This is a genomic window from Legionella sheltonii (genome assembly GCF_026191355.1).
Taxonomy (GTDB): Bacteria; Pseudomonadota; Gammaproteobacteria; order Legionellales; family Legionellaceae; genus Legionella; species Legionella sheltonii.
Map to the genome: position 1 here is coordinate 19,454 of NZ_JAPHOQ010000008.1, position 26,982 is coordinate 46,435.

The window sequence follows — 26,982 nt, forward strand, 5'->3', positions numbered from 1 at the left end:
AGCCATTAGTTATGCTTTCATTTATTCAATTATATATCATTATCCAAGTAATTCTTGGCAATAGGAAACATACCTATCCATTTTAGGTATTATTTACAATGGTTTAGCATTTTATTCCATCATCATGCACAAAGTTATCCACAGGGCGAAAATGCTTTAAAAAATAACATTTTTTTAAAATAAGTTAAATTTCAATAAGTTACGAGCGATGCTATAATAAACATTGTAGAGAGAGCAAAGTTATTCACAATATGTAAGCAGTTTCTATATATGCAATAAGCGAACTTTGTTAAAATTACTTTGCAATAAAGCATTGCGATGGTTAAATAGTCATTATTATTTTCATGAATAAAAAAACAATGAATGAAGTTACAGAACGAAAAGCATTAACCGAGTTTACCGAAAAGGCCTATCTTGATTATTCAATGTACGTCATTTTAGATAGAGCCTTACCCCATATTGCAGATGGTCTAAAGCCAGTTCAGCGACGCATTATTTATGCAATGTCTGAGCTTGGTTTAAAGGCAACTGCCAAATATAAGAAATCAGCACGTACCGTTGGGGATGTATTGGGTAAGTTCCATCCACATGGTGACAGTGCATGTTACGAAGCCATGGTATTAATGGCGCAACCCTTTTCTTACCGTTATCCTTTTGTTGATGGCCAAGGAAACTGGGGCTCTCCAGATGATCCCAAATCTTTTGCTGCCATGCGCTATACCGAGGCTCGATTATCTCCTTATGCCGAAGTACTCCTTTCGGAGTTATTACAAGGTACCGTTGATTGGGTAGACAATTTTGATGGAACGCTGCAAGAACCCGCGCTATTGCCTGCACGCTTACCTAATATCTTGTTAAATGGCGCAACTGGGATCGCAGTGGGCATGGCTTCCGATATTCTGCCCCATAACTTAACAGAAGTAGCTAATGCTTGTGTGCATTTACTTGATAATCCTCAAGCCGATTTAGCGGCGATTACACAGCACATTAAAGGGCCAGATTTTCCGACAGAAGCTGAAATAATAACCCCACCTGACGCAATTGCTACTCTGTATGAAACAGGTAATGGTTCAATTAAAATGCGGGCTGTTTACTGTCAGGAAAAACAAAATATAGTGATCACCGCCTTGCCTTATCAGGTATCGGGTGCCAAGGTAGTCGAGCAAATCGCATTACAGATGCAACAGAAAAAATTACCAATGGTAGAGGATTTGCGCGATGAGTCCGATCATGAGCATCCAACTCGGTTAGTCATTATTCCTCGTTCAAACCGAGTTGATGTAGAGGGCTTAATGTCTCATTTATTTGCCACTACCGATTTGGAACGAAGTTATCGTGTTAATTTCAACATGATAGGGCTTGATGGCAGACCCAAAGTTAAAAATTTATTGGATATCCTTACCGAATGGTTGTCTTATCGATTAACGGTAGTGAAGCGACGTTTGGAATATCGCTTGGTCAAAGTACTGGATCGAATTCATGTACTTGAAGGTTTACTGATTGCCTATCTGAATATTGATGAAGTCATTGCAATTATCCGTGAACACGAGCAACCGAAACAAGGCTTAATGGCTCGTTTTAATCTCAGTGACCGTCAAGCTGAGGCGATTTTAGAAATGAAATTGCGTCATTTGGCAAAACTGGAAGAAATCAAGATACGTGGTGAGTTGGATGAACTATGTGCTGAACGAGACAATCTGCAAAACATCCTTGCCTCGGAGCAGCGTTTAAAAGCTTTAGTTAAAGAAGAAATTATAAGAGATAGAGATGAGTTTGGTGATGCTCGTCGCTCCCCCATTATTGTTCGCCAAGAATCACAAGCGTTAAAAGAAGAGGATATTTTACCCAATGAGCCTATTACGGTCGTGCTTTCCAAAAAAGGCTGGGTAAGGGCAGCTAAAGGATATGATGTCATAGGTAGTGAGCTCAGTTATAAAGCGGGGGATGAGTTCAAGGCACAAGCTATGGCGCGATCAAATCAGCAAATACTCTTTTTTGATAGTGAAGGTAAGGTCTACTCTTTACCGGGCCATGTCTTACCCTCTGCTCGCGGACAAGGCGAGCCCCTGACGGGGAAGCTGAATCCCGCTGAAGGAGCATTGTTTGAAGCGGTAGTTGGCGGCGAACCAGAACAATTGGTGTTATTAGCTTGTGACGCGGGATATGGTTTTATTGCAAAAATCGCCGATCTGTATGTAAAAAATCGCAATGGAAAGGCGTGTATCAGACTGCCTGAAGCCAGTCTCATTTTACCACCGCGAATACTACCGAAACACGAGGAATTATTTGTTGCCTGCGCTACAAGTGTAGGTCGATTACTCATTTTTTCGGCCAAAGAAGTACCTGAATTATCTCGCGGGAAGGGCAATAAATTAATTAGCATTCCTGCAGCCAAAGCGGCATCGCGCGAAGAATATGTGATTGATTTGCAGGTACTCACTGCAGATGATTCGCTCACCGTCCATGCCGGTAAACGCCATTTTACCTTGAAAGGGGCTGATTTAGAGCATTATAAAGGGGAACGTGGGCGTCGAGGCAATCGATTACCGCGCGGCTTACAAAATGTGACTCAATTACAAGTCATTAGCGCCGAATAAGCTCTTAAAAAGGGCAATCAACAGTGCCCTGGTTGTTGCTTGCAGCCAGGCTATGAGTTTTTCTCCAAATAGTACCTACCTTATTTAAATTACATATTTAATCCAATGATCTATCAAATAATTTATAGTAGTGATAAAGTTCTGAGAAGTAATAATGGCTAATCATTTCCAATAATGGAAAATAGTTTAGATAGGGAAATCTTAGCGCTCATGTTAAAAATTTTTACCTTTGTTGCTTGTCTGCTGCTTAGCGCGTGTTTTATGGTGGGCCCTAATTATAAAGAGCCGAAAAAACCGGTTGCTGCACATTGGCCAAAAAGGGATGCTTCAGTTAAAGAAGCACCATTTAAAACAATAAAATGGTGGCAAGTTTTTCATGATCCAGTACTTACTTCGTTAATTTATCAAGGTTATCACAATAATCTGACAGTACAGATTGCTGGCGTAAGGGTTTTGCAAACTCGGGCACTGTTGGCTCAGTCAGTTGGTATGTTGTATCCGCAACAACAGGCCGTAACCGGTAACTTCACTTACTACGAAATTGGTGGCAGTGAGCTGCAAACGCTTTTACCTTCAACCTTTGAAACCGCCTCGCTCGGTTTTACTGCGAATTGGGAAATCGATTTTTGGGGCAAATATCGACGGGCTATCCAGGCTAATGATGCGACATTTTTATCTTCTCTAGCCGCATACGATAATTCCCTAGTTACTCTTACAGCAGACGTTGCCAGCACCTACATCCAAATCCGTACTTATGAAGAGCAAATCAAGGTAACAAAAGCCAATATCGTGGTGCAGAGGGAAGGTCTAAAAATAGCCAAAGCCCGTTATAATGCAGGACAAACTAACCTGATTGATGTGGAACAAGCACAGACAGAGCTTTCACAAACCGAGGCGTCTCTGCCGCCACTGGTAAATAGTTTAGAACAACAAAAGAATGCAATGGCGCTTTTATTAGGTACGGTGCCTAATGGAGTTGATGGACAACTAAGAAAAAGTAAAGGGATTCCTAAAGCACCTTCAACGATAGCGGTTGGAATTCCTAAAGAAACATTAGCGCGTCGACCGGATATTCATCAAGCACGTTTGGATGCGATAGCACAATCAGCCAAAATCGGTGCAACTAAAGCAAATCTTTTTCCATCTTTTTCTTTAAATGGGACGTTTGTTTTTTCTTCAAACAATATTGGGTCAAACTCCCTTTCGGATCTCTTTAATTGGTCAAATCGTGCCATAACTGCTGGACCGACGCTGACATGGCCAATACTCAATTACGGTCAAATCACCAACGCGGTACGGGCACAAGATGCCGTATTTCAGCAGTCCGTATTAAATTATGTCAATTTGGTTCTAAAGGCACAGCAAGAAGTGCAAAACAATATTACGGCCTATATTGAAGCAAAAAAAGCGGAACGCTCCTTAACACAGGCAAACGCTGCTGCAATCAAAACGTTGAAACTCGCAATAATTCGTTATATTAACGGCGAAACAGATTTTACACCGGTGCTTAATGCCGAGCAGCAACAATTAAGTGTGCAGACTTCATTGGTGAATGCACAAGCGAATATTCCCCAGGCATTAGTCGCTCTTTATCGTGCACTTGGCGGTGGTTGGGAAATCCGAGGCACTAATGATGTGGTACCACAACAAATTAAAGCGGAAATGGCAGCACGAACAAACTGGGGTACTTTACTCAAACAACAGAATCACGAAGCACCTCGAACTAAGAAAGAAAGAGTAAAAGAACTTTATTTACCTAAGTGGTAGAGACAGTTACCTGGATGGAGGAAAAAATATCCCCTCACCCGCTATCGAGAGAGAGCCAGGGGTGAAGGGGACATTAGCCATGCTCAATACCTTCATCCGCCCTGACAGGCGCGCCTTCTCCCTTTGGGGAGGAAGGGATATTTTCTTTTAATGGCAGTAAGGTCGAAGTGAGGGGCCGATAAAGTTGTCGTTTCTTTATCCCTCGCAGTGCGACGCGTTCTTTCTTAAATGGAGAACGAAAATTTGGGAAAAATAAATAAAATGGTATCAGGTATGAACTTTAATAAAGATTCAAAATCGGTCAAAATGGCAGGGATAGCTGTTGCTATTTTACTTCTCATCTATTTGATGGTGCATTTTTTTGGCAAAAGTAATGTTCCAACGATCCCGCCACCTGCAGTAGTTGTGCAAAAACCAATAACTGCAGAAATGGCCGAATATGTGACCCAAACAGGAAATACGGTAGCTTATAATTCGGTTAATCTGGTTGCACGTGTTGAAGGCTATCTTGATTCCATTGAGTTTGTTGATGGAACTTTTGTTAAAAAAGGAAAAGAGCTGTTCGTCATTCAACCCGAGCCGTATTTTGAAAAACTAAGAGCTGCTAAGGCGACTGTTGCCGCAGCAAAGGCCTCGCTTGTTTATAACAAATCAGAATACGCACGCCAACAGCGTATGTATAAAGAACATGCTACATCTCTCAATGAAGTCGAAAAATGGTATGCCAAAACGTTAGAAATTGCCGCCCAATTGGATAAATCAGAAGCCGAAGAAATAAATGCGGCAATTAATTACGGTTATACCCATATTTCAGCCCCATTTGATGGTCGAATTGGGCGACATTTGGTTGATGTTGGTAATCTTGTGGGCCACGGCGAAGCCACGAATTTAGCTACCATAGAGCAGATTGATCCCATCTATGTTTACTTTAACCTGAATGAAATTGATTTAATCAAATTGCGTGCTGCTGCGCGTGCGAGTGGCTTTAAACCAAAAGATATTAAAAAAATTCCGGTTCAAATTAGCTTACAAGGCGATACAACGTTCAAGTACAAAGCAACACTTGATTTTGTGAATACAGGCCTTAATGCATCTACAGGGACTATGGAGTTGCGTGCCGTTTTGCAAAATAAAGATTATATTTTTGTCCCAGGACTCTTTGTGCAGGTACGTGTGGCGATATCCAAACCCAAAGAGCAATTAACCGTGCCTGATTCTGCAATTCTTTACGATCAAATCGGCGCTTATGTATTAACGGTCGATACTAACCATGTCGTCGTATTGAAGCGAGTCACTTTAGGCAGTGTAGAGAATGGAATGCGTGCGATCGCTACGGGACTTAATGCTCAAGACCAAGTAATTGTTGATGGCTTGCAGTATGCGACTCCTGGAAATAAGGTGGAGCCGCGGCAACAGGCTGCGCCTACGAAAGATAATAAAGACAAAGAGAATAAAGAAGCCAAGCATTAATTGAGGTATGTGTCGTTCTACTGCCACTAAGTTAAGAATCCCCTCTCTCTCTCGTGGGAGAGGGGCAGGAGCGAGGGTTCGGTAGCCCAATTAAACCCTCATCCGCCCAGAGGGGTACCTTTCTCCCCATGGGGGAAGGGAAATTATTTAGCTTAATGGCAGTGGTGCATGGTTCAGGGATTGTTACAAAAAGTGAGAAGACGGACAGAATGATTTCTAAATTTTTTATTGAGCGGCCTATATTGGCAAACGTTATTGCGTTACTCATAGTGCTGCTGGGATTGGTAGCAATTATTGCACTACCTGTCTCTCAATATCCTGCTATTGTTCCACCGACCATTCAGGTGACAACCACCTATCCTGGTGCTGATGCGAAGACACTAATCAAAACCGTCGCTTTGCCCATTGAACAGCAAGTGAATGGGGTGGAAAACATGTTGTATATGCAATCTACCAGCACCGATAGTGGGGCTTATACGCTTATTGTTACCTTTTCTATCGGTACGGATCTTAATTTTGCGCAAGTACTGGTACAAAACCGGGTACAAGCTGCAATGGCACAATTACCCCAGTCGGTGCAAAAACAAGGGGTGGTAGTACAGCAGAAATCGACTGCAATTTTGCAATTTATTACCCTAACCTCCAAAAATGGTGAATACGATGGATTGTTCCTTGATAACTACGCTGCAATTAATATGCAAGATGAGTTGGCGCGTTTGCCGGGCGTAGGTAATGTGCTTATTTTTGGAACGGGTACTTATGCAATGCGCGTTTGGCTGGATCCTAAAAAAATGCTGGCCTACTCACTGAATCCCAGTGATGTGTTACAGGCCATTAGCCATCAGAACCAAGAGGTTTCTTCTGGACAAGTTGCGGCACCACCCGCGGCAGGGAAACAACCTTATCAATTTACCGTGAATGTGCCAGGACAACTTGCTGATGTCAGTGAATTTGAAAACATCATTGTGAAAACAGTCGCCCAAACCCCAAATCAAACCGCTAATGCAAGCAGTAGCGCGCAAATCGTACGCATTCGTGATGTGGGTCGGGTTGAGTTAGGTTCTAATAGCTATGCTCAGCTTGCAAAATTGAATAATAAACCGACGGCGGCCATTGGTATTTATCAACTTCCAGGAGCCAATGCACTGCAAGTTGCAGATGAGGTGCGCAAAGCCGTGGCCAAAATGGCAAAGAAATTTCCTCCAGGGATGGAGTATTCGATTCCATTTGACACCACGATTTTCGTAAAAGCTTCTGTTGACGAGGTCTACAAAACCCTGTTTGAAGCAGGTATTTTGGTTTTAGTTGTGATTCTGCTGTTCTTACAAAATGCTCGCGCTACTTTGGTACCTACTACCACCGTGCCTGTGACCATCATAGGTGCATTTTTTGCCATGTTCATACTCCATTATTCCATCAACTTATTAACCTTATTTGCCTTGGTTTTAGCCATCGGAATTGTGGTTGATGACGCGATTGTCATTGTAGAGGGCGTCACCCAACATATTGAGCGCGGCACCTCGCCCAAACAATCAGCTATTAATGCAATGACTGAGTTAATGGGACCAATTATTGGAATTACGCTGGTATTAATGGCAGTATTTGTGCCCGCGGGGTTCATGCCCGGATTAACTGGAGCGATGTATGCCCAGTTTGCTTTAGTTATTGCGGCTACCGCATTCATCAGCGCGATTAACGCCATGACCTTGAAACCCACTCAATGTGCTATGTGGCTTAGACCTGTTGACACGCAGAAAGAGAAAAACTTTATTTTCCGTTTATTCGATAAATATTATTACCCTATAGAAAATAACTACATTAGCTTTATCGACCGACTTGTTCATAAAAATAAAAGCGTATGTTTGATTGGTATTGCTCTTGTCGTCTTGGCGATTATTGGTCTGAGCCGGATCCCTACAGGATTTATTCCCATTGAAGACCAGGGTTATGCGATGATGAACGTCCAATTACCTGATGGGGCCAGTTTAGGGCGGACGGAGGCACTGTTACATGATTTAAGTGAACAGGTCTCTAAAGTTGGTGGTATAGAGAATGTCATCACCATTGATGGAATCTCGCTTTTGGATAATAGTGCCCCCCTTGCCAATGGCGGCGTTCTTTACGTGATGTTTAAAGATTGGAGTGTGCGCGGTAAAGATGAAGATTTACTTTCCTTGTACAAAAAACTGAATGCGATTGCAGAGAAAACTTTGGGCGCTAAAGTGCTGGTGATGATCCCGCCACCGATTCAAGGCTTAGGGACTTCGGGCGGTTTTCAAATGCAACTTGAATTACAAGATGGATCATTTGATTATCGCAAATTACAAAGCGCGACGGACCAGTTGATTCTCTATGCAAGCCAACAACCGGAATTGCAACGGTTGCGGACTTCGTTTCGTGCTTCAGCACCGCAGCTTGCGGCGCCCATCAATCGAGTCAAAGCAGAAACTTTGGGCGTTACTGTGGGGGATGCAACCGAAACCTTGCAAACCTACCTTGGCTCTTCCTACGTAAACCTTTTTTCAAAATTCGGTCAGGTATTTCAGGTCTATGTCCAAGCAGATGCCGATTCACGGATGACCGTTGGCGATGTGCGTAATTTTTATGTTAGAAATAAATCAGGTGAAATGGTGCCCTTGGGTACACTGACCGATATGTCACCTACTGTAGGGCCACCCATTATTTCTCTTTATAATTTATACCCTTCCAGTAATATTTATGGCATGGCCGCGCAAGGGTACAGCTCGGGTCAAGCCATGCAAGCGATGGAGCGGGTTGCTAAAGAGGTATTACCCGCAGGGATATCTTACGAATGGACGAGTACTGCCTATCAGGAAAAGATTGCGGGAAATATGAGTTATTATATTTTTATCTTGTCGCTTGTTTTGGTGTATATGATTTTGGCGGGCCAATATGAAAACTGGATTGCCCCGGCAGCGATTTTGTTAAGCGTGCCTTTAGCCTTGATTGGAACCGTCTTTGCCTTATCCGCTTTGGGTCTTTCTAATAATATGTACACCCAAATCGGGATATTACTGCTGATTGCACTAGCGGCGAAGAATGCCATTTTGATTGTGGAGGTGGCACGAGAAGAACATGAGCTTCATAACAAGTCCATCATGGAAGCCGCGGTAATTGGCGCGAAAACGCGTTTTCGTCCTATTTTGATGACCTCTTTTGCATTTATTCTCGGGGTGATGCCCTTAGTATTCGCCACCGGCGCCGGTGCCAATGCCCGACGCTCGATTGGGATTGCCGTGTGCAGCGGAATGTTGGCCTCAACCTGTCTGGCGGTGGTCTTTGTACCGGCATTTTTTGTCATGCTGGTGACTTGGCAAGAAAAAAGAAAGGCGAAGAAGAACGCCAATGCCGCAGATTTGAAAGAAGCTGAGCTTTAGGCTCTAAAGCGATCTTCAAATGGGATGTAAGCCACCCTTATCTTTAATCCTAGACCCGATTAGGCACAAGCCCTAAACCGGGATCTACATCTTCTCATACTCCCCGAGTATCGCTACTCTGCACCAGCTTTTTCTGTCATCCCGAGAGTAATGAGAGAGCTCCCATCATAAACCCCGTGCTATAGCGTAGGGATCCCCAGCTATAATCGTAAGAGGTGCTCCTCATAATGTTAAAAAAATTAACTATCAACGACTAAAGCAATTTCTTTGGACATAAGGTTTACATAATGTTTGAGTGCTAAACTATGATCATAAAGGTAAAGTGGAGACAGCAGTATGGCCCTCTCAGAAGATTACAAAAATTTTGTCGATGGAAGCAAAGGAGAAGTTAATGTCGAAAGCTGTCAAAAGAATTTCCTAGACCTGAAAGTACTTGATGTCCAAATGGCAATTTATCAAAAATTGCTCTACAAAGCAGGCGAAGGGGATAGGGATGCAATAGCTATTTTAGAGAAACTGGAAAAGAATAATTTTCCCAAAGAGATACAAGTTGGAATTGCAATCGAGAAACAGCGATATAATGTAGCCAAAGCCAATGCCATCTATCAAGAATACCTCTATCAAAAAGTTTTGGAAAAAATAGTCAAAGAACGACAAGACCAAGCAGTAGTACTGCAAGATAACTTATTATTTGACCCACAAGGGCGCTTAGTTTATGAATTAACATTAACTGAAGCAGAACAAAAACAAGTCCTTGAAAAAATAGAAAACACCCTAGATTTACCCAAAGTTGAGGATAGAGAGAATAGAGCTGGTATACAGATCAAAGAGGGGCTTAAAGCAGTCCTTGGTGGCCGCACTCCTAAGGATACTACCTTATGTTCCATAGATTTAACTAGTGGAATTCCTAATAAAGATAAAGACGATAAGATTTATACAGAGCCTCCTAAACAAGGGAAGGATGTTTATACTCAACTACAGGTTAGGTATAAAGAAAAATATGGTGATAATTCTCTTGAAAACATTCCTTCCCATCAAAGAGCGAGCATTGTCGCCTCTTTTGAAGAAACTTACGCGCATATGTGTTTAATGGCGGGCACCTATGAGAGACTCTCCATACCCTTTGGAAATGACAGGAGTAAGATTAGTCCAGAGGATTGGCAAACAATTCGCCACTCCGCCGCAGAAAAACTTCAGGATGAAGTGGCTAAGGTTTATCAGGAAGCGGTTAGCAAAGCTACTGACAAAAAAACGGGTGTTGTTGATGTAGAAAACCTGAACCAACGTTTAGCAAAAGCAAGAACCAAATTAGCTGCCGCTGCAAAAAAAGAGCTCATTGAAGGAGTTGTTGTCAATTTAAAACAAAAAGTTGATCCTTTAGATCCAACAAAGGGTCGCGCTGAAATTTTAAGGTATATGCAAAAACTAAGTAGTGAAATGGATAAACATTCAGCTACTGAGAAAACAGCTACAGGATATGATTATTTCCACACTTCTGATTACTTGCAACAAGGCATGTTAATTACCGGCACTGAACAAACCGCGCATGAAAAGACTACATTTTCGACGGAGTCAGAGTCAGAAGATCAAGCTGCTTTTAGACGGGTTTCCTATACATATCGAGATAACGATGGTGCGTTGCAACCTACTTCGGCAATGAGTGCGCGTGTCCCCTCTCCTGCTCTGGTTTTTCATGAAATGTCAGCGGATAAAATTAGAGAGGATCTGGTAAAAAAATTCGGTTTCTTTCATGACCAAATGCGGGCAATGCGGGGAGGTAAGGAAGGACCTGCTGTAGAAAGCTTATTTACTTCATTTCATTCACCGCTATTTGAGCTGATCGGCGATAGAAGTAACCGACAAAGAACGAGTGCGTTGTACATGATACAAGCGATGCATGAGTTTAACGCGACACGAGAAAATAACAACTTCTTATATGTACAAAATATTGGTACAAACCGCCATACTCAGGATTTGGGATATCGAGTTGATAGAAGCTTTTTAGATGTCACGGGTTCAGTGGAGCTGGATGACATTACCTTAAGTGCCGAAATGGCCATGCTGCATACACTTCAGGAAAATAGTGCATTTTTAAGCCCTGAAATAAAGCAACAAGTTGCCGGCATAAATGAAACCGTGCTTGAAAATTATAATTATTTCTTACAACAGGATCCAAGGCCAAAATATTTTGCCGAATCCGACGCGGGCCTGGCTTTAATTCATGATATTAGGGTGTTGAAAGAAAAATTAAAAGGTGAAATCGTTCAACAAAATACATTTGAAAAAACTGAAGACTTACCCACCTTAGCTTCCAATGCATTAGCAAGAATGTTTGTCACCAATCAGCATTGGGACATTCGATATGGCCAACTTGCGCAAGCTCTTAGTATGTATATGGAATGGGCATCAACTGGTGGTTGTAAAAGTGGTAATGAACGCAATCAGGATGTGATGCTACGTTTTGCACTCTTGAAAAGTATTCATGAGCGTGTGGAGCATGCTGGCAATACCGACGCGCTGCAAGACCATGAAAAAGAAATTTATGAACAACTAACCCAATATGCAAACGGTCAAGCAGCTGATCCAGACGCATTAAGGTCGGCAATCGCCGTATCAGTTAGTAAATGCAACCTGCATGGTGGTGCTGCAGCCATTTCACGTGAAGATCAAGGAGGAGCTGCGAAAGTTAGTAGTTTTTCATATGTACAAGACATAAAAAGTACTTTCTTGCGCACAGGAGCTCAACTTTTCATTGGAGTTCTTGGTCTTGCAACGTTTCCACTGTTGTTGATTCCCGCCTGGAAAAAACTTCTTCAGTCTGCATTCGACACCAATAATGCGGCGGACAGGGAGATGCATCTTGATGCTACCGGTGCCAGTAAAACCCAAGCACACAAAGGCCAGGATGAGCTGACTCGCAAAGCCGTTTTGGAGGCATTAGAGGCAGATCCACTCTTTGAAGGTAAGGGAGAATTAACTCGGAAGGAAAAGGATTTGTTTAAAAAAGGCAAGATGAAGCAACTCGAAGAAACAGAAGAAACAAAGCTAAAACAAGAATCAGCCAAACAACCAGTTCTACTAAAAGAAGATTCAGCTGGAGTGAAGGATGACAATGGCAGTCTGCGTAATCTGAGGCGTTTAGGGGGCACACCGCCACAGTTACAGGCTACTGTAGTATCCGAAAAGAATCATGGAAGTAGTCTTAGGAGTGAAGATGTTGATCATTCTCAAAGCTTGCGATCAGATGATAAACCTGGGCTTACATCTGATCATAGTGTAACTCTTCAATAGTTGCATAAACTGTAGTCTGGATGATGACTTGAGGAGCCAAAACCTAGGCTTCAGTTCGTCTCCTCCAAAACACAAAGCGCCCTAATTTTTGCTTTTAGCTCCGCGGATAATGGTGTGAGTGGCAATGTACTCAATGCCGCGCTTTGATACAAACGCTTAATTTCAGGATTTTCTATGGCCTGCAAATGCAGGGCAATGGTTTGCAGATCTCCTCTTGCCAAAGGGCCGGTGAGTGATTCGGTAATGTGTGGGGCTTGCAATAAGTTATTTAAATTCCCTTGCATTAAGTTGACCAGCATCTGCCGGCTTTGCTGGGGGTTAATTCCTGCGTGCAGAAATAATTCTTCACTACAGGCCGCTAAGGTAATTAAATAATTGGAAGCCATACATGCTGCCGCATGATAGGCCACTTTGGTGTCGGCTTCGATGGGGATGAGATTCGCCTCCAACTGTGTAAAAGCGTGTGTTAACCAGCTGCAGACTTCGGCATCACCCTCGAGCACACAATCCACATGCTGAAACGCAGCCGCATCGAGGTAATTGCTTTTAAATGCTTTAAGTGGATGAAAACTGGCGACGAAACAACCTTCTTGCTTTAAGGGCTGCAGTAACCGAGAAGTTTGAACTCCGCTGCAATGAATAACCAAAGACTGTGGTTTTAAAACAGGATATTGCACCAGGGTGTCGACAACATCGCTAATGGCATCATCATTACAGCAGATCCAGGTTAGCTCCGCTGCAGGTAAATGCTCTAGGTCCGCGATTGCTTGTCCGCAACCAAGCTCTTGACAAACTTTTTGCGCACTTTCTAAACTGCGATTACAAATCGAAAATGAGGTAATGAGTTGAGCCTGAAATAAAGCTAAGGCTAAATTTCTACCTAATCGACCTGCGCCGATGATATTGCATTTCATATTCTTTCTTGCCTAAAAACACTTTTTTTACCCACGCAATGCACAGAAAGTGCCGTGCATAGAATTTCTTTAAAAATTTTTACTACGAGCAATAAACTACTTTTTCTTGCTCTGGAATGGTGCGCGCTGAGTTTCGGTATTAATAATGCAATTTTTGCAAAAAAGCATCACCATTAGTTGAATTATTGGTTATAATACTCTCAATTTGTCATCTTGAGAAATGAATTATGCCTTATTGGGTAAAGGGAACTGCGCAGCAAATTTTTCATGCATTTGGACAGGATTCGCTCATTGCAGAACAAAAAAATGACACAAAGACAATTTTGCGGGATGTTCCTGCCGTTCATTTTTGGGGTAGCCTACAGCAAGCAATAACGCATTTTAAGATCTGGGCCACCCAGGCTCTAGGAAAATTTTATTTACAAGGAGATATGACTGCGGGTAATTTGGCATTTTTGTTTGGGCCTGATCCGCTAAAAAAAGTAGGGGAAGCTTCAGAGGTTTGCCATGCGAATCTAGTGCGTCAGAATTTTGCCTACATTAACGATGCTGGAGAGAATTGTGGGCTTTTGGTAATGTATCGAAAGGATGACCCCACGCAATGGGTAATGGCCTTGGAAAAAAATGGCCATGCAGCCCCAAAAGATAGAGCGCTTTTCTGTTTATCAAGTTTTGACTTAACCCCGTCGGTTAAAGTCCCTAATTCTGGATTGACCGTTTCTTTAGTGCCTTCTTTAGACCCCTTGTTAGTGCAGATTGGTTCTACTTTGCCAAGCGTTTTATTACAAAAAGCACTCAATGGGGATAATACCATTAATCTTCGTTTTCAACGCATTGCGCTGTTGATGCGAAAATTACAAGTAGAGCAAGAAACAGTAACACTGCGCGGTGGCCCAATACCCTTTTCGGATCTTAATTTACCCGCATTATTTGCAGATAATCCAGCCCTGGACAAGATTCTGCACTATAAAATACAAGACGAGCTTTCCTTGTCTGCAGTCGTACTTAAGGATCTGTTGTCAGAATCCAGTCCCTTATGCAAAGAAATTCAGGCGCTTAAATTAACTGATGATGAGCGCATCAATAAGAGCTTATTAAAAACGCTTATCGTATTTTATGAAAAAGGACTGCTGGAGGAAAATCGGGAATTACTTGCTAATTTTGATCTGATAAAAAAATTCAGCGCATTCATGTGGAATGAAACGCAAATTAAGTTACTCCCCTTCCTACTGGAACAAAACTATACTGATGAAGAAATTCGCGGTATTTTAGCAAAAGATGAGTATTACCAGGCTTTAAACAAACTCGTTGATCTGGAGCCAGCTCTGGCTCTAAAGGCCAAAAGATTTTTTAATGATCCGACAAAACTTGAGGAATTAAGGTTTATTCATTCTTTCCCTGATGAAGACTGTAAGATGCTTTGTTTGATTTTTTGGGTCAAAGGCGATTTATCTGAGGATGGATATCAGCGAATCTTTAATGCAGCGCAGGACTTTCCTTTAATGGCCTCGAGTTTAGTTGCTTTAGATCAAACAAAAACGATTGATATTGGTGGACTAGAGCAACATGCTTCAAACCCCCACCTTTATTTACAAGACTCCATTAGACATCATTTTGATAAAGAGCTAAAAGAATGTGAAGATCTTGAATTGAAATTATTTAAATTAACTTCCCCAGAATTACAAGCTGCAAACATGGCATTGCTGCTATTAAAAAAATCTGGTGGTATTACTCCTCAAGAATATCAGTTGGTATTAGAAAAAGATGCTCAAGGACAGGCTTTACGCCTGTTTTTGCCGCAGCTGGTGAATATAAAGGATGACGCGCATAGGAAGACCTTGATCAAGGTTCTTTATAGTGGTGTTATTCATGGAATACAAACGCAAGGGAATCAAATACTGCAACTGGCCGACCCCCAGCAAAGGGCTTTAGCGGAAGATTTACGCGAGCGATTTACTTGCGTGACGTTAATGCAGAAATTAAAGATGTTCAAAATGATGGTTGAGTTCGCAGCACAAGAGGATGAAGAGGCCAAACGTTTTCGACAAGTTCTTTTGCGCGTTGAAGCGCAATGCAAAGTAATTTCTGAGCGTTTGGCAGGCTCTGAGACTTATCAACCAATGCGTAAAGACTGGGAAAAAGCACAAGAAGCGTATCGAAGAAAGTTATACACCATGGCTTACGAAGCGCTTATGGATCCCGAGATTGATGTGCGTGAGCGATTACGGGGTGCTGAAAAAGTGATTCTTGATATTGTTGATCCACAAATGGAACCGGGGAATTATAAAACGATAATGGATGCCTTAATTGTTCTTGCTAACATAGTGATTACAGTCTTGTCCGTTTTTAGTGCTAATGCAATTAAATACAAAGTGACTGGAAACCTCTGGTTTTTCAATCAAACGACCTCAGGAGAGGAAATACGCGCGCTGGATAAAGAAGTGCTCGAGCTTGTAGAACCAGAAAAAAAAGACGAAAATGGTATTTGGTCAATGATATCAAGTTTTCAACTGAGTTAAATCCAATGTAGCTCTTGAACGCTACAACCCTTAGCCCAGGAACTCATCTCCCTCCTGGGCTTACCCAATGAAAAAAAAGAGAAATTCTCTTTCCCACACCTTTCTGACATCAAGAGTGCTGACAGGGTTGGTGTTTGCTTTTTACTGTTTAGTTTCCTTGTTATCTGCTTGAAAATTATTCTTGAACTTCTTGAATATTTCTGCCTAATATGAACTATTCTAAAAGGACGACTGTGATTTAATGGATTAAAATATGGGAATTCCAAAAAAGGCACTGAGGCATAGTCAACTCACTTATTCAGAAAAAACAGCGATATCCGATAGCTCTCATCAAACCTTTAAGGTTACCTTTGAAGAAGATGGAGTTGTCAAAAAAGCGTTTTTTAAAAAATTAGAACCTAAAAATCACTATCCTGAATTATTAGCTAAAATAAGCGTCGCAACCTCATCATTCAAAAGATCATTTCAAGGAAAAAGATCCGCGGAAGAGCGGTTGGTATTCGAGGAGTACGACCTTGAATTAATGCCCGATCGCAATGAAACGATAAAAGACAACACCCTTTATATTAAATTTGAGAAAGACTCATTCCAATATCTGGTTAAGACTCCTGAAGGCCTAATAAAAAAAGATACAATAGCCGTTAAGGAAGCCCCCAATTTTAATCCGGAACTGCCGTTAATTGAACAGCTGCGCACTGTAAAGAGCAATATTTTAGAAATCACCGCCAAGAGAGGGCACACTCAGGACAAATTGATCGGTACGCTTTCTATTGGTATTGAGGATTTTAAACCGTTACACTTTGCCAGCCAGGGTATTCCTGTTAATAGCACGTTAAAGGAACAAGTTGCCCCCAGTGTTAAGACACTGATTGAACATAACATTATGGAACTTTTACTGGGACGATGGTTTCTTGATGATGACGATTCTCATCCTCATAATCTCAGTTTAGCCGGTGATATCGATTTTGATATGTTCTGGTATTGGTTCACAATTTACATGAAAGTACCACGAGCGGTGATCGGGGTTCCTAAAACCCATGTCACTTTAACGGTTCGTGATTATGAAGCTTTTCCTAATGTTCAGGAATCCATGCCTTATCATTGGCCGCCCTACCAGCATCCAGGGCAAGTTACCATTCCAGTAATTGTCCCAGGGGTACAAGAACAAGCGCTTAAAAAGCTGCCCAAAGCGTATGCAGACCCTACCGAATTCGCCCGTTTGGCGCAGAACTCCCTTGCCCAAGAACAGAAATTGGCTGCAGCTCTAAAAGCTTTATTAACGTTTCAACCGGAGTTGCAACGCAAACGCTTAACAGAGCTTTTTGGTGATTTACCTTTAAATTACACCTCTTTAGATGAAACGGATCCCAGCTTACGAGCAAAATATGAAGAGTTATTTCCTCAATTTTGTAATCCAGAAACGGACAAAAAATCATTTGTTGATTTTATGATGGCTTTATATCAGGAGCATTACGATAACTTATACCGAGTGGTCGTCTTTTATATGGGATGCTTAGATAATGGTTATGGGCTACCCCTGCCTCCTACTTATTTGGCGCTGTATCAAAAACCTTCTTTTTATCGGAACATTGGGGAGTGGATCAAAAAAGAAAATGAAACAACCTATGCAAAGGAAGAGGAGCTTAAATTTAATCCTGATGAGTTACAAAAACGATATCATCAGGTTTGGCGGGATGCATTTGCTCCAACAATAAAAGAGCTGATCCACAGTGCATACCGACTAACCAACTCATTACTTAAAGAAACGACTAATCCTCCGCATGTACAAATTTCCAAGCTGGATAGCAAACAGCCCACAGATGAGACGATAACCAGTGCCTGGGAGTTGTTTGGAAACCTTCCTCAACTCGATGCTGAAACAATAGCGGCAAAAATTAGTGTTGATAAAGACAGTAAATTACGCGATGCAGTATTATCTATGGTTGCTTTTGTTAATGAGTTCCGTACGGTTATTAAAACCTATTATGAAAAAGAACGTAAGGAGCTCACAGAAGAAGATAACCTGGAGTTTTCGGATAAGCTGGGCTTACTGTATAAAACACATAATTTAAAAATTTGCCAAGCCTTGGCAAATACAACAACCCATGCCGCTGGATTTAATAATATCGCTGAAAGTCTTAAATTAATTGCTGAACAGGTCAATTTCCAGTTGCATTTAACAAAGACCGACGAACTCATGGAAAAAGCGCTACTTGCGGTGAAGAGAGACGTTTTACCTTTTACGCATGAAGATGTGAAAAATCAATATAATGATTCATTATTTGTTTGGGCCAAATCCATTAAGCCTGAAGATTTAGAGCGTTATATTACCGATATTGTTGATAAAAAATATGCTCCTTACATCGAAACATTTTCCTTTCGCAAAAGAACAGAATCCGTTAAAAAGTATTTAAAAGCCAGTTCTGCAGAAAGTGGAGATCAACGTTTGGCGTACATTTTAAGTTCCGGTACAAAGCAAGATGGGGAATTGAATACTTTGCTTATCAATGGCCTCACTCCCTTTATGCTTGAAAAATACCCCATACCAAGTATTGATCAAGCGATAAGAGATAAAAGTTTTGAAAAAGGGATTGCCGATTTTACACGTGATGTTGTGTACTTCGCCAAGAAAGACAAACGCTTTACTCATCCCTACAGTGATCGAGGTATGACCATGTTGTTTCAAGGCATGTATGAATGGGTAGATACTTTAACGGAACGATCATTTAAAAGCTTAATCGAATCATCATTAAAAAAATATGAAGGGGCATCATGGGGGAGCATCTGGGGGACATCCAGAAGACCGGAAGTAGAGGGTTATTTAAAAGGAAATGCTCATTCAAAAGCGCTCGCCTTGATCTTTATGAACGGGCAAGATTCTTCGACACTAAACGACTGTTTGTTTACCAAAATCATAGAGGCGATTAAAAAAGATACAACTAAGATTCCAGAGCTATTAAAAGATGAAAAGTATCAAATAATCGCACAATTTGCTTTGGAAGAACATAAAAAATTGTATCTGGGTGAGGTGAAAAATAATTATGCAACAATTTATGCGACCCAGCGCCAACTGCAACTCACAGAAGGTTGTTCTTATTAAGCGTGTCTGTACTTCTAATGTTTGCAACTAAGTTTGTGAGCATTGGAAGTATAGGTTATGATCCCTTTTTCTAAAATGTTGCCAGAGCTTTATATGTCCTTTGATTTAATAAAAACATTGCCTCAATATCTAATTCCTCAACATGGGCTAACGACTCTAGCTGGATGTTTGGCTGAAGTGAAACATCACAAGGTAAAAAATTACATCATTCAACGCTTTATAAATAAATACCAAGTTAATATGAGTGAGGCTTTGATTGAAGATCCTACCGCATACGCTTGTTTTAATGATTTTTTTATTCGCCATTTGAAATCAGAATGCAGACCCTTGGCTCAAGCAGACATTATTTCGCCAGTAGATGGGTGTGTTAGTGAAATAGGCTCTATAGAGCAAGGTCAATTAATTCAGGCAAAAGGGCATTATTATTCAGTAGACGATCTTTTAATGTGTAATAAAGAGCTGGCTGCGCAATTTCTTAATGGACGTTTCGCTACTTTGTATTTATCACCTAAAGATTATCATCGTGTCCATATGCCTATTGATGCTGAACTCATTTCAATGAGCTATATGCCTGGTGCTTTATTTTCAGTCCAACCATCGACGGCTCGAGTTGTACCCCGGTTATTTGCACGTAATGAACGATTGGCTGTCTTTTTTTCTACGCAAATTGGTCCTATGGTGATGGTAATGGTTGGAGCAACTATAGTGGGGGCAATAGGAACTAGCTGGCATGGGGAAATCAAACGCAGCAAAAACCGTATTGATTTTGAATACTCCCCAGAAGAGCGTCAGCAAATGGCTAAAGGCGATGAAATGGGGTACTTTAAATTAGGTTCCACGGTGGTTTTGCTGTTTGCAAATGGTGCTCAAATGAATTGGGATAAAGACTTAAAAGCAGGCAGTCCCATACGCTTTGGTCAGGCGTTAGGAGAAATTAACTAACATCTATGCAACCTGCCTGATTATATTGTCGCCCGGGTTACGCTGCGGTAACCCTGGCGACATGCCATATAAATTCCTCTTAATTTAACACAAATGCAGTTCCTAAGTTTTGATTGACCGCATTTTCATAAACCACGGAAGCGACGCTGACGTCCTGAATCGAAAGCCCTACTGATTTGAAAACAGTGATTTGGTTTTTGTAATCCGGTTTTTTATGCATTAACCAAGTACCAATCTCAATAATATCCTCTTGCTTTAACTGATTTTGTTGGACCGCGCTGATAATTTCGCCTGCCTCAGCCATCACCGCATTCAATTGATCGACGATCACCACGCTATGTTTTAGCACATTATCACTGATTTCTTTCATCTTGGCGGTGTGGGAACCTATGGCATTAATATGTACATGAGGTTGTATGTCTTGCAAGTGAATTAAGGGTTCAGTACTGGCAGTGGCAGTGCAGATGATGTCCGCGTCTTTAACCGCAGAGGAGATATGATCATAGACATGAATCGCGTATTGGTTTGCAAATTTTGTCGCGAATTGTTCTGCACTTTTAATATTTCTTGACCAGACTGAGACCTGTTTTATATCACGTACCGTTGCTACAGCCTGAAGCTGAGTCTCTGCTTGCACCCCTGAGCCAATGATTGCAACATGACTCGCGTTTTCTGTCGCAAAATATTGGGTTGCTAATCCAGAAACTGCTCCGGTTCTCAATGCAGTGAGGTACCCTGCATCCATTAATGCTTGAGGCTCACCAGTACTGGCATCAAGCAACATAATAAAACCCGTAATTGCCGGTTTATTTCGGGTGCTATTTTTGGGAAAAATGGAGGCTACTTTCAAACCTAAAGCTTTATCTTTGGCCAAATATGCTGGCATGGTTAAAGTAAGCGCCTCTTCTTCGTCAATAGTAATCCCTGTTCTTAATGGTAATTTAACCTGTTGTTTTGCGAGTTGAATAAACGCATTTTCCATTGCCTTAATCGCTTGGCTCATGGTGATACATTGTTTTACTTCTTCCAGGGATAACAAGCGAAGACTCATAATTTAACCTCCAAATTCTTTAGTTAAAGCAGACAATAAAGTTGGGTATTTGAAATCAAATTGATACTCTGACAAGCGTTGTGGGGCCACGGTCTGTCCTGACAATAATAATTCTTCACCCATTTGCCCGAATAAAAGCGTTACAAACCAGGCAGGCATGCGCAGAAAAGCAGGTTTCTTTAGCACCTGTGCGAATGTTTTAGTAAATGTTTTTTGTGATACACACTCTGGGGCAACTAAATTCACTGGGCCAGTAATTTCTGGGTGAGCGATTAAAAACATAATGGCCTCAGCAAGATCGGTACTGTCAATCCATGCTAAAGGTTGCTCACCAGAACCCAGTACAGCGCCCAGACCATATTTTGTAGGTAATTCCAGTTTTTTTAACATCCCAGCACCGCGTTTTAAAACCACACCAAAACGCATGAGGGTTACCGGCATTCCCAATTCAAAACCTCTTTTGGCGGTTTGTTCCCACTGGGTTACAAGCTGAGTCGAAAAACTGGTTTCAGGCGAATCAATAGGGGGAGTTGTTTCAGTAAACGTAAGATTATCTGCTGCTCGTGTTTTCTGTAATCCATAAATGCCGATGGCGCTTGCATTATATAAATGAGGTTTTTTTGTTTCGGCTTTAATTCCCCATAGCACTAATTGGCTGGTTGTTTCAATGCGGCTTGAGAGTAATCTTTCTTTTGTTTCGTCACTCCATCGAGCATCTGCAATATTTTCACCAGCTAAATTAATAATCACATCAAATTCATTCGGATTTAACAGATCTAGTTCATCCCAGGAAATTGGGTGTACCGTGTTTGCAAAGGTTTGTTTAATTTTTTCTTCATCTCGCCCAATGACATACACGTTATGCCCTGATTGAATCAATTCAGGAACTAAAGTTTGACCAACTAATCCTGTTCCACCTCCAATAATAATTTTCATGCACAACCTCCTTTTCACGTCGGTCTATGATAACTGAAGCAAATTAACTTACCAACACACATCATAACGGAAATGTAGTTTGGTTGCTTGCAATCAGCTAACCCTCTATGAATTTAAAAATTTTTATGCGGAATCATGATTAAGATAGGGCTTTCAGCAGCCAGGCTTACTGGAAGTTCCCGTGATTGGGGTCTATTAGAAATGGATTTATAATCGATTTAATGGTACCGAGAAGAGGACTCGAACCTCCACGGAGTTGCCCCCACTAGCACCTGAAGCTAGCGTGTCTACCAATTCCACCACCTCGGCATTGTGGCGCTAAGTTACTCATATTTTGTGGATCTGTCAATGGCTTTTTTAGATTAATCTTGCGCAAAATGTTTCAACTAACTGGAATAGGGGACTCCTGCTTTTAAGATTCGCTCTCGTACGCCTTGCCACGCTCCTGTTGCCGGAGGAAGCTCGATCGCAATGACTTGGGCATTGGATGTGTCTGCATTTCTTAATTGATAATAGAGATCAAAGGCTACTTGTCCAGGATGTTCTTTCAATCGATGAAAATGCTCTCCAAGGATTCCTATGGGTTGTTTGCTGGCAATAACGTAGATTTTATCTGGATTTTTTTGGCAAAAATGGCTAAGTGCCTCATAGTCGGTAAAATAATATAACAATTTTTGCGGTTGGTAATGACTTTCCAATTTTCCAGGAACCCGCAGCGTATTTTCATGGTCGAGCGAGGGGATTGTAATTACTTCGGCGATGGTTTTTTCATCAATAAGTCCATGACGTAAAATTTGGTAGTTCGCTACATGAGTTGCATCAATGATGGTGGATTCAATGCCTACAGTACAACGACCTCCATCCAATATGGTTAATTCTTGATTTGGGAATGATTCGCTGACATGCTGTGCCGTTGTGGGGCTGACTTTCCCAAAAGGGTTTGCTGAGGGAGCAACCAGCGGGATCCCTAATTTACTTAATAGCTCCTGGGCTATGGGATGGGCTGGGCATCTGATGGCTACCGTAGTCTGACCTCCCGTAATTAATGGAGTAATTTGCTCTGGTTTGCAACGTAAAACAAGAGTTAAAGGACCTGGCCAGAATTTTTTAATGAGTTGCTGGGCATAGACTGGTATGTCTTTGACCCATTGATTGAGATCCCAATCTTGCGCAACGTGAACGATTAAAGGATGGTTTAAGGGTCTGTTCTTCATTGCAAAAACAGCTCTAATTGCTTGTTCATTATTAATAGGAGCTGCTAATCCATAGACCGTTTCTGTAGGTATGGCAACAGGCTTTCCTGCAAGCAAATCGCGAATAGCATCATCGATGTGGGTTGTAATTAAAGGCATATACAGACCATAAATTAAAAAGCCTATTATTTTTACACAAATTGAAAGAGAAATCAGCTGTTTTGCCTTTTCATTTTCCCCCAAATACAATAGATTCTATTGGCCTGAAATATAAATGATTAGGGATAGTGGTTGTGTTACTTCATCTAATAGAACGAACTGTGGATGGTTATTTCGCGCTCCTTCCCCGGGAGAAACCTTCATTGGAGATCGTTAAATCCACACATTTGATTGCACACAGGGGGGCGCATAATCATGCACAGGGTATCATTGAAAATACGCTAGCGGCATTTGATTTGGCGAAAGAATTGGGGTGCTGGGGGATTGAGCTTGATGTACACGCCACTGCAGATAAAGTGCTCGTGGTGAATCATGATCCTACTTTAAAGCGTCTGTGGGGACATGATCGAGCAATTGCTCAACTGAGCTTTAATGAATTACGAACCCTGAGCCCAGCAGTACCTACACTCAATGAAGTTGTCGCCAGATATGGACACAGCATGCATTTGCTGATCGAATTAAAAGCACCGTTTCAAGATGAGGAAGCTTTAGTCCGCGCATTGAATGGATTATCTGCTGGGGAACAATATCACTTGCTCACTTTAGATTCCGCAGTTTTTAGCTCCTTATCGCAATTTCCAAAAAATGCACTGTTATTGGTAGCAGGGCATAATAATGTGCATCAATTTTGCAATATCAGTTTAAAAGAGAATTATGGGGGCGTTTTGGGACATTATTTTTTAATGAATAATCAGGTTGTTAAAAGACTCCAAGCCGCCAAACAAATTGTTGGTGTAGGCATGATCGATTCCAAGTTCAGCATGTATCGCGAATTAAATCGAGGAATAAATTGGCTTTTCACCAATCGTGCCAATGAAATGAATTTTTATTTGCGCCATCTTTAGAAGAATGTTTACACCCACCTCCTCTCCGCGGGGTAGTGAGAACCCAATGAGAGATTGTGTTTCGCGGGGGGAACCCGAGCAGCGCGAGGGATGACCTCGAATGGATAAAATTCTGATCTAAATAAATTATTGACCGGTTGATTTAGATATGTTCTGATAGAAATTAAGACAGCTAGGGTGTCGATATTTTGACTTGTCATGATGAAAAATTATGGTCAAGTCATTTTTTTTATTGTAAAAAAGGATGTAGGTTATGCGTTGGACGGATAGATTTTGGTCGACAACCAGTTGGGCATTTGATACTACAGTTCATGCAGTAGCAGATACAATGAGTGTATGTGGCACTTTGGCATGTACTCTGGGTGGTGCAGCATATGCTGTCTCTAACATGCTTAATTTAGAAGAAGTCAGTGCGTCCTATTATGGCGCAGTGAATGCTACGGGTAATTTTACTTTAGGAGTTAACCTTACAAACATAAATTATAGTCTTAGTGAATCATTTCCTTTGACTTACAGTAATAATATAAATAATGGTACCGCTTATAATGTAACCGATTACATTAGTTCAGGAATGGTGCAAACAGCCAGTACTATTTGCATGGCATCAGGTATTGCCTTAAAAACTTTAGGCGCAACGATTAATCAGTGGCAGGAAAATAGGGAAGAACAGCGTTATTATGCTCGCAATCATGGATTGCAAATTGCCAAGCCTCAGTGGAAAGAGTATGGTTATGTTGGTGCAGAAGCTTTTGCTGGTGCACTATCTATGGCGATGCTCAGTACCACAGTTGCCACGACGGCACTTTATTTCTCCAGCAGAACGGTGCCTAAGATCACCTATCCTCCTTCTGGCGAACGTTATGTGGCTGGTGCCTATTATAATGGTCCAACCATATCAATGCCTTTTAATATCAACATCGATTTGGGAACCAGTAGTTTCAACATTCCACTGTATTTTGATACGATGAATGTTTTGCTCAACAAAACAGTTGAGGTGGCTGCAAAGGCTACCTATGGCGGTGGTTTTTTCTTTAAACCAAACCAAAATACCCCCAACCCTCCTTTGGCGGTTACGGAGGCAGTTTCTTCAATCACAGGGGCGAGCGCTTATCTGGCACATAATTTTTTTGCCAGTAAAGCCAAACATCTTCATGCTGAGAGAATACAAAAAGCAGAAACAAGTGTTTATACATTAGTTAATAATTAAGGTTAGCCTAAAGTGCGAGACCTTCTGTCATCGAGCCCAGCGAGGGATCCCCTGCGTCGTGGAGATCTCCTCATTGTCTCAGGATGAAGGGACTAGCGTTCAACAATCGCTGCAACGCCCATTCCTCCCGCAGTGCAAACACTGATAAGGATACGTCCTTGTCCTTGATTGGCTAGGATTTTGGCGGCGGCACCCACCAAACGTCCACCCGTAGCAGCAAAGGGATGGCCAAGGGCAAGACTCCCTCCTTTTACGTTCATTTTTTGTGTGTCTATAGTTCCTAAAGGCTTTTTGAGATGTAATACTTTTTGACAATATTCAGCAGATTCCCATGCTTTTAACGTACACAGTACTTGACCAGCAAAAGCTTCATGAATTTCATAATAATCAAAATCTTGCAAACTCATTCGATTTCTTGCCAATAAACGAGCGACAGCAATCGTTGGCGCCATCAATAATCCTGCACCATGCACGAAATCTATTGCAGCCACTTCGCAGTCCACAAAATAAGCAAGAGGTTCTAGTTGATGACTTTTGGCCCATTCAGGAGAGCCTAATAATACAACAGAAGCTCCATCAGTGAGTGGCGTTGAGTTTCCTGCAGTTAAACTACCCTTATCAGATTTATCAAAAGCAGGTTTTAAGGACGCCAATTTTTCCAAAGAAGGATCTTTACGGGTAATGGTATCTTGCTTTAGAGAAGCAAAGGGGGCGATTAAATCCTCATAAAACCCTTCATTATACGCTTGAGTCGCATTTTGATGTGAGCGAAAAGCCAATTCATCTTGAGCCTGGCGGCTAATTTGCCATTCTTTAACCATTAATTCACAATGATCGCCCATAGACAAACCAGTGCGTGGTTCGCGGACTTCCGGTAATAGAGGTTTTAACATGCTCAAGCGGAATTCTTTGAAAAGGCTAAACTTTTCTTTCACCCCTTTAGCCTGTTGAAATTTAATTAAAAAATGAGTTAGTTTTCTTTGGCCAATTAGTGGAATATCCGAATTGGTGTCCGTTCCTCCCCCTATTCCTGCAGCGATTTGGCCGCTAGCAATTTTTAACGCAATTAAATTGACTGCTTCTAAACCCGTACCACAAGCACGTTGTATGGTTAATCCGGGAGTATCTGGAGACAACTCACTACCTAAAACGGTTTCGCGGGCCAGATTCCAGTCAAAAGGATGATTCATAATTGCGCCTGCAATAAAATCACCCAATAACTCACCTTGAATTTTAGTTTTACTAATAAGATCAGCTAATGCTGCCCCTAACATATCCTGATTGGATTTTCCTAAATAGTTCGTTTGTGATTTGACAAAGGGAGTGCGGGAACTATTAAGAATAGCCACTTTATCTTTGAAGCTCATGGGTAATTCCTTTTCGCTGCTCATGATTTCTAAGAATAGACTAAAATTATCCATCTGCGCTACATAATTCAAGCCGGGATATTGGTTGCTTATTTCAAAGTATGCTTTTTATCCTGGTGATTAACCAGACTGGTTTTACGCGAAGGAAAAAATTACACTATAATTT

15 protein-coding genes and 1 tRNA gene are annotated in these 26,982 nt (G+C 41.5%); 10 read left to right on the forward strand and 6 right to left on the reverse strand.

Annotated features, from left to right (window positions below):
- Window positions 1-359 precede the first annotated feature (359 nt).
- The 5 genes from parC to OQJ26_RS09935 all read left to right on the forward strand — a co-directional run bounded on the left by parC (window position 360) and on the right by OQJ26_RS09935 (window position 12,523).
- Window positions 360-2,597, forward strand: a complete 2,238-nt coding sequence (parC, locus tag OQJ26_RS09915) for a DNA topoisomerase IV subunit A (RefSeq protein ID WP_265703676.1) — start codon at window positions 360-362, stop codon at window positions 2,595-2,597.
- A gap of 210 nt (window positions 2,598-2,807) precedes the next feature.
- On the forward strand, window positions 2,808-4,364 hold the full coding sequence (locus OQJ26_RS09920) for an efflux transporter outer membrane subunit (protein ID WP_265703677.1): 1,557 nt from the start codon (window positions 2,808-2,810) through the stop codon (window positions 4,362-4,364).
- 273 nt (window positions 4,365-4,637) lie between these two features.
- Window positions 4,638-5,834 carry an efflux RND transporter periplasmic adaptor subunit gene (locus OQJ26_RS09925; RefSeq protein ID WP_265703678.1) on the forward strand — a complete coding sequence of 399 codons (1,197 nt, stop codon included), beginning with the start codon at window positions 4,638-4,640 and terminating at the stop codon, window positions 5,832-5,834.
- A gap of 209 nt (window positions 5,835-6,043) precedes the next feature.
- Window positions 6,044-9,232, forward strand: coding sequence for an efflux RND transporter permease subunit (locus tag OQJ26_RS09930; RefSeq protein WP_265703679.1), 3,189 nt, complete (start codon window positions 6,044-6,046; stop codon window positions 9,230-9,232).
- A gap of 336 nt (window positions 9,233-9,568) precedes the next feature.
- Window positions 9,569-12,523, forward strand: a complete 2,955-nt coding sequence (locus tag OQJ26_RS09935) for a hypothetical protein (RefSeq protein ID WP_265703680.1) — start codon at window positions 9,569-9,571, stop codon at window positions 12,521-12,523.
- 50 nt (window positions 12,524-12,573) lie between these two features.
- Here the strand turns inward: OQJ26_RS09935 and OQJ26_RS09940 are convergent, their stop codons facing one another.
- A complete protein-coding gene (locus OQJ26_RS09940; RefSeq protein ID WP_265703681.1) occupies window positions 12,574-13,437 on the reverse strand; it encodes a Rossmann-like and DUF2520 domain-containing protein in 864 nt (287 codons plus the stop codon).
- 227 nt (window positions 13,438-13,664) lie between these two features.
- On the opposite strand from OQJ26_RS09940, the gene OQJ26_RS09945 reads away from it, so the two are divergent.
- The 3 genes from OQJ26_RS09945 to asd all read left to right on the forward strand — a co-directional run bounded on the left by OQJ26_RS09945 (window position 13,665) and on the right by asd (window position 19,998).
- On the forward strand, window positions 13,665-15,956 hold the full coding sequence (locus OQJ26_RS09945; protein ID WP_265703682.1) for a hypothetical protein: 2,292 nt from the start codon (window positions 13,665-13,667) through the stop codon (window positions 15,954-15,956).
- A gap of 253 nt (window positions 15,957-16,209) precedes the next feature.
- A complete protein-coding gene (locus OQJ26_RS09950) occupies window positions 16,210-19,056 on the forward strand; it encodes a hypothetical protein (RefSeq protein ID WP_265703683.1) in 2,847 nt (948 codons plus the stop codon).
- A gap of 93 nt (window positions 19,057-19,149) precedes the next feature.
- Window positions 19,150-19,998, forward strand: a complete 849-nt coding sequence (asd, locus tag OQJ26_RS09955; protein WP_265703851.1) for an archaetidylserine decarboxylase — start codon at window positions 19,150-19,152, stop codon at window positions 19,996-19,998.
- A 79-nt stretch (window positions 19,999-20,077) separates the two neighbouring features.
- Here the strand turns inward: asd and OQJ26_RS09960 are convergent, their stop codons facing one another.
- The 4 genes from OQJ26_RS09960 to OQJ26_RS09975 all read right to left on the reverse strand — a co-directional run bounded on the left by OQJ26_RS09960 (window position 20,078) and on the right by OQJ26_RS09975 (window position 23,337).
- The gene (locus tag OQJ26_RS09960) at window positions 20,078-21,049 is read right to left on the reverse strand and encodes an ornithine cyclodeaminase family protein (protein ID WP_265703684.1); all 972 of its coding nucleotides are present in this window, start codon (window positions 21,047-21,049) and stop codon (window positions 20,078-20,080) included.
- A 3-nt stretch (window positions 21,050-21,052) separates the two neighbouring features.
- Window positions 21,053-21,985: a TIGR01777 family oxidoreductase gene (locus tag OQJ26_RS09965; protein ID WP_265703685.1), complete on the reverse strand. Its 933-nt coding sequence runs from the start codon at window positions 21,983-21,985 to the stop codon at window positions 21,053-21,055.
- Window positions 21,986-22,207: 222 nt separating this feature from the next.
- Window positions 22,208-22,294: transfer RNA gene (locus OQJ26_RS09970), tRNA-Leu, on the reverse strand.
- Window positions 22,295-22,371: 77 nt separating this feature from the next.
- Entirely contained in the window at window positions 22,372-23,337 is a 966-nt protein-coding gene (locus OQJ26_RS09975; protein ID WP_265703686.1) for an L-threonylcarbamoyladenylate synthase, read from the reverse strand.
- A 134-nt stretch (window positions 23,338-23,471) separates the two neighbouring features.
- Between OQJ26_RS09975 and OQJ26_RS09980 the strand changes: the two genes are divergently transcribed.
- Window positions 23,472-24,242, forward strand: coding sequence for a glycerophosphodiester phosphodiesterase (locus OQJ26_RS09980; RefSeq protein WP_265703687.1), 771 nt, complete (start codon window positions 23,472-23,474; stop codon window positions 24,240-24,242).
- Window positions 24,243-24,495: 253 nt separating this feature from the next.
- Window positions 24,496-25,449: a hypothetical protein gene (locus OQJ26_RS09985; RefSeq protein ID WP_265703688.1), complete on the forward strand. Its 954-nt coding sequence runs from the start codon at window positions 24,496-24,498 to the stop codon at window positions 25,447-25,449.
- Window positions 25,450-25,541: 92 nt separating this feature from the next.
- On the opposite strand, the gene OQJ26_RS09990 is transcribed toward OQJ26_RS09985, so the two are convergent.
- Complete coding sequence (locus OQJ26_RS09990; RefSeq protein ID WP_265703689.1) at window positions 25,542-26,816, reverse strand: acetyl-CoA C-acetyltransferase; 1,275 nt, start codon at window positions 26,814-26,816, stop codon at window positions 25,542-25,544.
- Window positions 26,817-26,982 lie beyond the last annotated feature (166 nt).